This is a genomic window from Streptomyces sp. NPDC028314 (genome assembly GCF_055565795.1).
In genome coordinates this window covers 146,574-157,244 of sequence record NZ_JBVHTP010000008.1, presented here as the reverse complement: position 1 = coordinate 157,244, position 10,671 = coordinate 146,574, and the positions used below count along the sequence as shown (strand labels likewise).

General features: G+C 69.5%; 13 protein-coding genes. 3 read left to right on the top strand and 10 right to left on the bottom strand.

Features of this window, described 5'->3' with window-relative positions; translation table 11 throughout:
* Positions 1–50: 50 nt before the first annotated feature.
* The 8 genes from ACZ4TG_RS19785 to ACZ4TG_RS19750 form a co-directional block, all read right to left on the bottom strand.
* A complete protein-coding gene (locus tag ACZ4TG_RS19785) occupies positions 51–2,168 on the bottom strand; it encodes an ATP-binding protein (protein ID WP_468164417.1) in 2,118 nt (705 codons plus the stop codon).
* Positions 2,169–2,259: 91 nt separating this feature from the next.
* Positions 2,260–2,472 (bottom strand): DUF6257 family protein, encoded by a 213-nt coding sequence (locus ACZ4TG_RS19780; RefSeq protein ID WP_468164415.1) that lies wholly within the window; start codon positions 2,470–2,472, stop codon positions 2,260–2,262.
* Positions 2,462–2,689: a hypothetical protein gene (locus tag ACZ4TG_RS19775; protein ID WP_468164413.1), complete on the bottom strand. Its 228-nt coding sequence runs from the start codon at positions 2,687–2,689 to the stop codon at positions 2,462–2,464. The genes ACZ4TG_RS19780 and ACZ4TG_RS19775 overlap by 11 nt, the downstream gene beginning before the upstream one ends.
* On the bottom strand, positions 2,686–3,060 hold the full coding sequence (locus ACZ4TG_RS19770) for a DUF6251 family protein (protein WP_468164411.1): 375 nt from the start codon (positions 3,058–3,060) through the stop codon (positions 2,686–2,688). The genes ACZ4TG_RS19775 and ACZ4TG_RS19770 overlap by 4 nt, the downstream gene beginning before the upstream one ends.
* Positions 3,057–3,392 (bottom strand): RRQRL motif-containing zinc-binding protein, encoded by a 336-nt coding sequence (locus tag ACZ4TG_RS19765; protein WP_468164409.1) that lies wholly within the window; start codon positions 3,390–3,392, stop codon positions 3,057–3,059. The genes ACZ4TG_RS19770 and ACZ4TG_RS19765 overlap by 4 nt, the downstream gene beginning before the upstream one ends.
* The gene (locus ACZ4TG_RS19760) at positions 3,389–4,273 is read right to left on the bottom strand and encodes a DUF2637 domain-containing protein (RefSeq protein WP_468164407.1); all 885 of its coding nucleotides are present in this window, start codon (positions 4,271–4,273) and stop codon (positions 3,389–3,391) included. Before ACZ4TG_RS19760 ends, ACZ4TG_RS19765 begins: the two co-directional genes overlap by 4 nt.
* Positions 4,270–4,443 (bottom strand): hypothetical protein, encoded by a 174-nt coding sequence (locus tag ACZ4TG_RS19755; protein WP_468164405.1) that lies wholly within the window; start codon positions 4,441–4,443, stop codon positions 4,270–4,272. Before ACZ4TG_RS19755 ends, ACZ4TG_RS19760 begins: the two co-directional genes overlap by 4 nt.
* Positions 4,440–4,703: a DUF6284 family protein gene (locus ACZ4TG_RS19750; protein WP_468164403.1), complete on the bottom strand. Its 264-nt coding sequence runs from the start codon at positions 4,701–4,703 to the stop codon at positions 4,440–4,442. Before ACZ4TG_RS19750 ends, ACZ4TG_RS19755 begins: the two co-directional genes overlap by 4 nt.
* A 454-nt stretch (positions 4,704–5,157) precedes the next feature.
* Between ACZ4TG_RS19750 and ACZ4TG_RS19745 the strand changes: the two genes are divergently transcribed.
* The gene (locus tag ACZ4TG_RS19745; protein WP_468164401.1) at positions 5,158–5,949 is read left to right on the top strand and encodes a GntR family transcriptional regulator; all 792 of its coding nucleotides are present in this window, start codon (positions 5,158–5,160) and stop codon (positions 5,947–5,949) included.
* Complete coding sequence (locus ACZ4TG_RS19740) at positions 5,946–6,605, top strand: YdcF family protein (RefSeq protein ID WP_468164399.1); 660 nt, start codon at positions 5,946–5,948, stop codon at positions 6,603–6,605. Before ACZ4TG_RS19745 ends, ACZ4TG_RS19740 begins: the two co-directional genes overlap by 4 nt.
* 610 nt (positions 6,606–7,215) lie before the next feature.
* Here the strand turns inward: ACZ4TG_RS19740 and ACZ4TG_RS19735 are convergent.
* A complete protein-coding gene (locus tag ACZ4TG_RS19735; RefSeq protein WP_468164397.1) occupies positions 7,216–7,872 on the bottom strand; it encodes a DUF3800 domain-containing protein in 657 nt (218 codons plus the stop codon).
* A 143-nt stretch (positions 7,873–8,015) separates the two neighbouring features.
* Here ACZ4TG_RS19735 and ACZ4TG_RS19730 point away from each other — a divergent pair, with 143 nt between their 5' ends.
* A complete protein-coding gene (locus ACZ4TG_RS19730) occupies positions 8,016–8,609 on the top strand; it encodes a hypothetical protein (RefSeq protein ID WP_468164395.1) in 594 nt (197 codons plus the stop codon).
* A 210-nt stretch (positions 8,610–8,819) separates the two neighbouring features.
* On the opposite strand, the gene ACZ4TG_RS19725 is transcribed toward ACZ4TG_RS19730, so the two are convergent.
* Entirely contained in the window at positions 8,820–10,586 is a 1,767-nt protein-coding gene (locus ACZ4TG_RS19725) for a dolichyl-phosphate-mannose--protein mannosyltransferase (RefSeq protein WP_468164393.1), read from the bottom strand.
* Positions 10,587–10,671 lie beyond the last annotated feature (85 nt).

Below are 10,671 nucleotides of genomic sequence, written 5' to 3'. Positions count from 1 at the left end.
CTGTCAGGGAGTTCTCCCTGCCTCCCTGTCCTGTCGGGGTGCGGCTCCCTCTACTCGGCAGCGGAAGCGGAACCGTCATCCCCGCGGTTGGTGAGCGCGCGGGCGATGCGGTCACGGCCGATGACCATGCGGCCGTCGGACTTGTACGGTTCGGCGCCGGTGCCGTCCAGGACGCGCTTGAGGTCGATGAACGACCACCGCCCGTACGCCTTCTCGTTCAGCGCAGCGAGCCGCTTGAGCACCTCATGCGTCAGAACACGGGACTCCGAGCCCAGGACCGTCGCGATGTCCGCGAGCGGGTCGGACTCGGCCGCGTCCTCCGCCGTGTGGACGGTGACGATGCCAGCGCGGAGGGCCTTGGCCCGGTCAGCGATGGCGCTGGCGGTGTCGGTGTCGATGTAGTGCGTGCGGACCGTGATGGAGGCCTGCCCGGCCGGGATCTTGATGCCGTCGGATGCGACGACCACGGTCCCCTTGTCCAGCCCCTGGCGGAGCAGATGGGGTGCGGCACCGCCGTCGACGGCCTTATCCCCCAGCGCCATGCGGGCCTGCGACTCGGTGCCGAGAGCGAGGGAGATGCGGGTGTGGGCGCCCTCGCGGACGAGCTTGGGCAGGTTCTGGTCGGTGGGGTCCTGCGTGCCCTCCCACAGGAGCACGTCCACAGCACGGCCCTGGTTGTGGATTTTCCGGGCGGCCATGAAGTAGCGGGACGTGGCCTTGGACCCGCCGTAGGGGCGCTTGTCGGCGCCGACGGCCGGGCACATGAACGCCACCTGCGCCTCATCTACGATCAGGACCAGCGGCGGGAACACCGTGCCGGCCGGGGCCTGGATACGGCGTTCCATCTCCGCGACCCCGGCCTCCAGCATTTCGGTGGCGTCGATGACGTGCTCATCGGTCGGGCCCTGGATGAGGGTGGTGGCGAGTCCGTCGAACATGCCCCAGTCCCCGACGCCCTTGAGGTCAGCGATCCGGAACTCCACCGTCTTGTCCAGCGCCAGCCACAGCGCGAGTGCGCGGAGGGCGGCGGTCTTGCCCTGGTTGGACAGGCCGGTGATCAGCAGCATCCGCTGATACAGGCTGATCAGCGCGCCGTCCCCGCGCAGGTCCTGACCCCACGGGGCGCGGCCCGACTTGTAGTCGGCCTTCAGGGTCTCGTCGAGGACGAGCGGGGAGGGGCCGATCGGCTCATCGAGCGCCCCAGAATCGGCGATCCACAGCCGCACCGTGCGGGCGGCGGCCGGCAAGGTGATGAACACTTCGTGCTCGTGCCGGGCCAGGTTCTCGGCAAGCTTCCTGCGCCGTCCCTGCACTTCAGCGGTCGATACCCCCGAGGGGAGGGTGACGTCGACTTCTACGCCGCATCCGGCGATCCGGATCGGCCCGAGCATCGCGGCCCCGGCGTCGCCCATGTCCTTGATGGCCTTCCGCAGCGGTGCGATGCCCAGGTCCCGCAGGGCGGTGACGACGATGGAGGGGGTGATCGGGGCGCCGACGTCGTCGCGCTGCTGGGCGGGGAGGGCCCATTGGGGTGCGGTCTGCTGGTGGCGGCCCAGCCCCCACAGGGCCAGTAAGGCCAGCCACGGACCGACGGTGACGACCGGCCCCCACACGACGGTGCCGACGTAGACGATCGCGGCGGTTGCTTCGATCACCGCTGTGATCGGCGCAAGCACCCAACTCGGGTCCTTCTCGGCTATGGCCAGCACGATGCCGAGTCCCAGCAGGCCGCCGGCGGCGGTGGCGAGGGCGTAGAAGGCGTTGCGGGCAACGTCCTGGGGGGCCTTGATCAGGTCCATGCGGCGGCGGTGGCGGTCGGAGCGGAAGCGGTGCAGGCGGTCTTCCCACTCCTTGGCCTCCTCCCAGTTCCCCGCCGCTTCCGCGGCCCGGATCATCCGCTGGTAGCGGGAACCGGTCCGGCCGTCCCACGCGCGGTGGAACGCGATCCGGGCGCCGCCCAGGACGTAGAGGCCGTGGCGGACGAACATGCGGGCCGCGGTCTGGGTCCGGTCGTTGACGACCGCGTCGCGCATCGCGGCCAGGGTGCGCTTGAACACCCGCACCGAACGCGCCCCGATCGACGGCTCCGGGGTGGGCGGAACGAGGGTGAGGGGCTCGGCGGCCGGTTCGGTGGGGGTTTTGAAGAGGGGGACGACGTTCTCGGGCATGCTGAATGTCCTGTCGTGTCTCGTGATGAGCGGGGCAGGGCCCGGGGCGGCCGGCTTCCTTGGCCGGGTGACGGCCGCCCCGGGGGCACAACTAGCGGGACCTACGGCCCTTCTGGGCCTGGGCGTTCTCGCGCTCCTCGCGCTCGCGGGCGCCGTCGATGATGCGCTCGACCTTGCGCTCCAAGTCGCCCTGATAGACGGTCTGCGAGGCGATACCGCGCTTGGCCATCCGGGCGATGAGCCAGGCGAGCTGGGCCTTCTCCGCGGTGGTGAACTGCGGGTCCTTCTGGGCCTTACCGGTCATGAGGACTCCCTGAGGGGCAGCGTCCGGTCTTCTTCAGTTCATGGGCGTGGCACAGCACCGGGGCGATCAGCCAACTAATCCGGGCGACGGTCCAGCGGCCGCCGGTCAGCGGCCCGGGCGGAACCTCATCGAGGATCCGGCCCGTGCGGCCCACGGCCCGCGGGTCGTCCTCGCAGGCCACGATCAGCACCCGGTCTCCGGCGGCGAACACGCTCACCGCCGCTTCCGGGAGCGGGCCTTGGCCAGGTTCTTGGCCGCGGCCTTGCCCTCGGTACCGCCGACGCTGCGAACGACGGTGACCACGCCCCAGCACAGGACCGCAGCCAGGAACGCGAGCATGGCCAGATTGGCCGCGATCGCAGTGAGTGCGCCGACGAGGAGGGGGCCGAAGTAGACCCCGGCCGCGACCGCGCCGGCACCGACCCCGGAGCCCAGCGCGATGCGCTGAACGGTGCGGTCGGGCGGGGCCTGGTGGATGTGCTGGTGCACCACCTGCGGCCCGCTGTAGGCGGCAGGGAGCTGGTCGGCGTAGGTGTAAGTGCCGTCCGGGAGGCGGACGACCGAAGCGGGTTCAGGCAGGTGGTTCACGACGGGCTCCCTTCGGGGTACGCGCAGGTCACGCACATGCCGAGCGAGGTGGGGATGACGTATCCGGCGTCACGCCGGCAGGCGGGGCAGGTACGGCGGGCGAGCATCGCCAGCGCCAGAGCGCCCCACTTGCGGGCGGTCATCGGCCGCACCGGCAGCGCCCGGTCGACGCGGTAGAGGTAGGCGACCAGCGGCGGCCGCCGGAAGCGGGGCCGCTCCACCTGCCCCACCACCGGCTGACCACCGGGCCGCAGGCCCAGGGCACGCAGTTGGCGGCGGGTGGCCAGGCCGTCCGGCGCCAGGCGCCAGGTGTAGACGGGTATCGCGCTCACGAGACGGCCACCGCCTCAGCAGCCGCGTTCTCCTCGCGCTCCGCCCGGAGGGTGTCGCGCAGCATCCGACCGTTCGCCGGAGACGTCCGCAGCGTCTGCCGCAGCCGATCCGCGGTCAGCTCCTTCACCGACCACGACTCCGTCAACGCCCGAGCCTCAGCCAGCAGTTCATCCGACGTGCGAACCGTGCGGGTCGAGCGGGCCGACTCCGGTACCCGACCCGTCGCCCGACGAGGACGCGGCCGATCCGCAGCAGCCACCCGATCCGATCGCCCCATCACCGCAACCGGCACGTCCCCGTCCATGACGAACACCTCGGCGTCACCCAACGCGGGCAGCGCGGGCTCCGGGGTCGGCGTGGGCTCTGCGGGGGCCGACTCGGGCAGGTCAGACATGGACTGATTTGCGGGATCCTGTGTCGATTCCTCCGCATCCGATCCGGTGGGCGGTCGGTGGTGGAGGACTTTGCCGACGAGGTCGGATCCGAAGTAGATCGACCCGACCGGCAGCGACGCGGCAAGCAGCACCAGCGCCCAGTTCAGCACATCCGACTCCGCCAGCCGCGCCCACTCACCCGACGTGCCGTGCAGACCGTGCACGTAGTTCAGCACCAGCGACGCGGCCGTATAGGCGGCCAGCACCCGCAGCGCGAACCGGCGGCCGTCGCCGGTCAACACGAGCGCGGCCACAAGTGCGAGGGCCATCAGGCCGTCGACCACGAACGGGTACAGCATGGCGGCGGTGTCGTCGGCGCCGATCGTGCGGGCCACGTCCCGCAGCGCGTTCCACGACACCCGGAACGCCATCAGCACCACGACGACGAGCGCCCCCACCAGGAGATTCCGGCCGCCGCGACCCAGGGGCTTACCGGTGGCGCTCATACGCCACCGCCCTCGTGCTCGTCGGCCCGGATCAGCAGGTAGTTGACGCCGATGACGATGGCCTCGGCGATGACACCCAGGCTGACGAGGTCCTGGTTACCGATGAGCGCACCCCAGACCACCGCCACCACGCACGGCGCGACAAGCGCCCAAAAGACGATGCGGTTCACGCGACACCACCCGGGGCCGCCGCGGCCCGGTTCTCCAGCGCCGTGCGGGCCGCCAGCACCCGCCGGCGCGCCCTCCGCAGCCGGGTGAGGTCCACCTCGGACGGCACCCGGTCCAGCACCATGATCTGCGCGTCCAGCTCATCGCGCTCCGCCAGGATCAGCGGCAGCTCCAGCTCAATCGCGTCCAGCTCCGCGGCCGTCGGCTCAAGGTCGGCCGGCAGCGCGGTAACACCCATGTGACGTGCAACGATGGACTCCATCGGGTCTTGCTCCTCTCACCAGGAACGGGACCGAACAGCGCCCCCGGTGTTCCAGCACCGGGGGCGCACTTCGTAGGTGAAGCAGGTCAAACACCGGCTCCCCTCAACCCCGCCCGTATAGCGCCGACGGCACCGGACGGGCAGAGGAGGCAACCAGCCGCAGCCGAGTCGCTGCGGGGTTCGTCGTACGTGTCTCGCCTTCGGGAGCGCGCTCCCGTTGTAGGCCGCGAGACGGTGACCTCTCGGTCTTGCCCTCCGGTTGACCAGGGATCCGGGACCCTCGGCCCGCTCTGTCCCGGGCCCCTATTTGGATCGCTCGGGCAGGCCAAGGAAGGCCCCCGAGGGCGCCTCCTGTCCTAGGACTGGAGGCCGTAGGGAAACCATGACAGCCCTGTCCTAGGACTGTCAATGTCCTAGGACTGTGCGAAACTGGCCGAGTCGAGAGGAGTGCCCGGTGGCACCGAAGTGGCGAGAGCTGGCAGACAAGCTGGCCGACCAGATCAGGAACGGCGACTACACGCCTGGCCAGCTCCTTCCGCAGATTCGCGAGCTGGTCGAGGCCGGTGAGGGTTCGAAGGCAACCGTCCACGCCGCGTACAAGGCCTTGGAGGCCGAAGGGCTGGTCACCTCGTCGCGCGGCGTGGGCACGATGGTCCGTGCGCAGACCCCGTTGAAGCGCATCGGGATCAGTCGCTACGACAAGGCGAAATGGCGCGACGGCGACGAGGTCGCGTTCATCGCGGACCGCGTGGCGTCCGGCCGCGCGTACCAGCGCGGCGAGCAGACCCAGTCCGTCAGCCGGATTGAGGCACCCCCGGCGGTGGCTGAAGCTCACGGCCTGCCCGAAGGGGCGCCGGTGTACGCGCGAGCCCGCCTGGTCAAGGAAGGTGAGCAGCCCACGCATACGCTGACCAGCTACTACCGTCCTGAGCACGTAGAAGGCACGCGCATCGTGGACCCCACGCCGGGTCCGGCCGGCCGGGGCGGCGGCTTCAAGGTTCTGTATGACGCGGGCTACGAGATCGACCACATGAAGGAACGGATCTTCGCCCGCGTTCCCACGGCGGACGAGGTGAAGCTTCTCAAGCTGCCGGCCGGTGAGCCGGTGGTGGAGCTGCATCGGACGACGTACACCGCAGACGGGACGGTCGTCGAGTTCGCCATCGGGGTGCACGCTGCGTCGCGGTTCGCTTGGGAGTATGAGTTCCAGGTCCCGGACTCGGCTAAGGGCGGCGAACAGAAGTGATCTCTGACCAGGCGTGGGCGGACGCGGAACTCATCTGGGACTTTCACCAGATGCACCACGAACCGCGCCCCTGCTCGGTCGCCGTGGGCCTCGGCAGCCACGACTTGGGCGTCGCGGACACCACGGTCGACCTGTACCGGCGCGGCATGGCGCCCCTGATCGTCTTCACCGGCGCGACCAGCCCGACGACCCGCGACCGGATGCCGCGGGGCGAGGCCGTGCACTATCGCGAAAGGGCGCTGGAACTGGGAGTTCCGGCAGAGCGTGTGCTGGTCGAGCCCCAGGCGCGGAACACCGGCGAGAACATCCGCTTCACTCGCGAACTGCTTGAACGCGCTGGCCACCCCATCGACTCGGTGCTGCTGGTCAGCAAGCCGTACGAGGAGCGCAGGGCGTACGCCACCGCCCGCAAACTGTGGCCCGATGTCGACGTGGTGAGTGCCTCGACGGCGATGACGCTTCCCGACTACGTCGAGTCGATCGGCGACCCTCGCCTGGTCATCGACATGCTCGTCGGTGCCCTGCAACGCCTGCTGCTCTACCCCTCGCAGGGCTTCATGGTCGCGCTCCCGGTATCAGCACCAGTCCTTGCGGCATACCAACGCCTCTGCGACCAGGGCTTCACGAGCAGGCTCGCCCCTGCGGCGGCAAGGTAGCCAGTGGCGACGCGGTGGTTTCCCCTGCTCCATCAACGGTGCTTCCGCCGCCAAGGCGGCGTCGTGTGCCCGTCGCCCCGGGCCTGCACCCCTGTCTCCGCCCCGCTCCGGCCCGGCCCGACAGCTGCGCACCAGGGCTTGATGGGGTGAACCTCGCCTCGTCCGTCGGCTACCTGTCACTGACTCATGGTTCCGGCAGGCAGGGGTGCTCAGGCCCAGCGTGCCGCTGGCGAGCGCTGGCCGAGTGGAGATGAGGTGGGGAGCTTCCATGCCGTTTGCCATCTGCCCAAGGCGAGCCGAGGAGGCGCGGCATCGGGCGTCCAGGTCGTTCGTGCGGTGGCGCGTTCCACCTGGACGCCCGGCGCCGTCGCCCGCTCCGCATGCGCGTGGGCCGACGGCGGGCGGGATGGTCACCCGGGGTGAGCAAGCCTGCAACCTGACGTTCCCTGCTCGCGCACCCAAGGGGCTTCAATGGATCATGTGTTCGAACTAGAATGGGGACGCAAGGTGCAGCGCGCTTGACGGCACGTACGTCTTCGGGTTGCATTGCAAATGGCCAGTGACAAGGGGTCCAGGGGACCTCTTCCCAGATCTTGGGATAGCTGGCCTTTTACTTTGCCAGCCCCCACGGCCTGAAGGTCGTCGCGAGCGTCGGCTGGATGCTCGACTCGTACCACGGGCACTTTCGATCTTCGAGTACTCGCTGCACCGCCCATAGTCCGTAGTCAGCGACCTGGACACCCCACGAAGTCGGCGCATTCCATACGCACAGCACGATCTCGCGATCTGTTGCGGACTGGCGGCACACGTCTTCGAGAGCATCCCGGGCGGAACCCTCCTTCCTGTTGGTTCCCAACGAAGCGGCAATCACGTAGACGGTGTCGCCCGGCGAGCTGACGCGTTGAACGATCTCCTTGAAGTGCAGGTACCAGGCCAGCTTATAGAGGCGCATCTGGCCGGCTGCGCGCACGTAACTGTAGGCGTTCTTCTTGGCCAGGAAGGTCGTGTCGAATCTGGGGGCCTGGGTCTTGATGAGACTGAACACCTCATCTCTCGTGGTGTGCGAGTCGTTCTTGGCGTGCAGCCCCTGAGGCAGTGACACACCTCGACGCTCAAGCCTGCACCTCAACTGAAGTCCCTCCCAGAGAGCGTGGCCGTGGTCGCCGACGAAGACTGCCGTGCCGAAGCCGAAGTACCTGCTGGCACCCGGCGAACCCGACATGTCCAAGTCCCCTGTCTCATCGGCGTACATATAGATCTCGGCCACAGGCAATCTCCGCCCCTCTGCTCCCCATTTACGCCAGGATGAACGGATGCTGACGGCCAGTCCGCTCATACGCAGATATGTTGGCATGCCCAGTTGACACATTTCCGAGGTGGCGGCCTCATCTGTCCACGTAGCGTGGACGCATGGACGAGGTACCTGGCGAAAATTCATTGATCGCAAATACGGGAAAGCGCATCTTCGATGCTGGGCGGCCGTGGCCGTGGGTCTCCTACGACGACCCGGCATGGCCTCTGGAGCCTTGGATCGCCATGAACGAGGAAGATCTTGCTGACGCGGCTGTGCGGTTCGGTATCTGGTATCTCAGGGGAGGCCTGGAGGAGATGACCACCCTGAGGGCGGCCTCTCTGTTCGAGGATGCGGTGCGCCGCGTGGTGGGTGACGTGGTAGCTGAGGCTCGCACCCAGCGGTACTCCTGGGGGCGGATTGCCAAGTGCTTCGGTGTCGGCCGGACGGCGGCACAGAAGCGCTTCGGCAGGCATCCGGACCTGAGCCGCGCCAAATCCCTGGAGGACCAGTATCGATGGATGAGCGAGTACCTCTACGCTGCTGATCGCGACCCCCAGAGTGCGTACCCAGACAAAGCCGAGGTGGCCGTTACTCGAGCGCGGTGCATCCGGCGCCGAAGGGGGCACCTCCTAGACCCGCTGGATGCTATTCACAAGGTTCTCCCAAGGAAGCGCAGATCAGCTAACGGGGAAGGGACAACCTCCTCCTGAGCAGACACCCGGAGGGCAGCCCGATATCCGTTCGGCCCCTGCTCCGACCTTTCAGGCGCTTGGGCCGCGCTGGTGCAAGCACGGTGATTCGACCCGGGCGGCTGGGGCCGTCTGTGGGCCGTCGAGGGGTGGCCTGGGACGACCGGCGACCACCAGTAACGACCACGACGGGCCCGGCACCTTGTGGTGCCGGGCCCGTCGTTTTCGCAGCTAGACCCAGGTGTCGAACCACATGCGGTTGCGCCAGTCGTCCATCGGGAGGGTCTGGCCGGTGTAGATCGGCCAGAAGTAGATGAAGTTCCAGATGATCAGCAGGACCAGGACGCCCGCGCCGATCGCGCCGATCGCGCGGCGGCGCTCCGAGGAGCCCGCCGGGCCCAGCAGCGCGCCGATCATCATCGCCACCGCCAGACACAGGTACGGGACGAAGACCACCGCGTAGAAGTAGAAGATGGTCCGCTCCTGGTAGTTGAACCAGGGCAGCAGGCCCGCGGCCAGCGCGCACGCGATCGCGCCCGCCCGCCAGTCGCGCCGGAAGAGCCACCGCCACAGCACGTACAGCAGCGCGAAGCACCCCGCCCACCACAGCAGCGGCGTCCCCAGGGCCAGCACCTCGCGGGCGCACTTGGCCGTCTCCGTCGCCGGGCAGCCGTCGGTGCCGGGCGCGGGGGACTCGTAGAAATAGGAGACGGGCCGGCCCAGCACCAGCCAGCTCCACGGGTTCGACTCGTACGTGTGCCCCGAGGTCAGGCCGACGTGGAACTTGTAGACCTCGGTCTCGTAGTGCCACAGGCTCCGCAGCCACTCCGGCAGCCAGGACAGCGGGCTGCCCTGGTCGTTCTTGGCGGCCCAGTCGCGGAAGTAGCCGCCCTTGCCGTTGTCCGGGCTCAGGATCCAGCCCGTCCAGGACGCCAGGTACACCGCGATCGCCACCGGCACCGTCGACAGGAAGGCCGGCAGCGCGTCCCGGCGCAGCATCGCCGCGTACGGGGCGCCCGCGCCCGCCGTGCGGCGCGCGCCCGCGTCCCACAGCACGGTGAGGAGGCCGAAGAAGGCCAGCACCACCAGGCCGTTCCACTTCGTGCCGAAGGCCAGCCCCAGGCAGACGCCCGCCAGGATCCGGTACGGGCGCCAGCCGAGCCGCAGCGTCTGCGCGACCGTGAGGTCCGGGCGGGCGCGGCCGTCGCCGTCCACCGGGAGCGCCGCCGCCAGCCGGGCCCGCGCCTTGTCCCGGTCGACGACCAGCGCCCCGAAGGCGGCCAGTACGAAGAACATCAGCACCAGGTCGAGCAGCGCCGTCCGGCTCATCACCAGGTGCAGCCCGTCCACCGCCAGCAGCGCGCCCGCCAGGCAGCCCAGGAAGGTGGACCGGAAGAGCCGGCGGCCGATCCGGCACAGCATCAGTACGGACAGCGTGCCGAGCACGGCGGTCATGAACCGCCAGCCGAACGGATCGAACCCGAACATCCACTCGCCGAGACCGATCACCCATTTGCCGACCGGCGGGTGCACGACGTAGCCCGGATCCAGCGGCAGAGCCACCCCGTCCGGGTTCTCCAGGATCGACTTGTCGACGTCCTTGGGCCAGCTCGCCTCGAAGCCCTGCCGGACCGTGGCCCAGGCGTCCTTGGCGTAGTACGTCTCGTCGAATATCACCGCCTTCGGGCTGCCCAGGTGCACGAACCGCAGCACCCCGGCGACCAGCGCCACCAGCAGCGGTCCCGCCCAGGCCAGGACGCGCTGCCAGGTGCGGGCCGCCGCGGCCGGGACGCCGAGCGCCGTCCACAGCTGCGCGGAGGGCTCGGCGTACGGGGGCACGAGGCGGGTACGGACGTCCGCGCCCGGCTGCTTCGGCGCGTAGCCGAAGCCGCCCAGGCGGCGCAGCCAGACGGGCGGCTCGGGTTCGGAGCCGCGTCCGCCCGGCGGGACGGGCGGGGCCCCCGCGGGGCTGGGCGGCGGCGTCGCGGTACTGGTCACCGGGTCATCGTAGGGAACGCGCCTGTGGGAACCCCAGTGCCGGGGCACATGGGGGCGTGCCGGGTGGGGCGGCTGAGAGGATGGG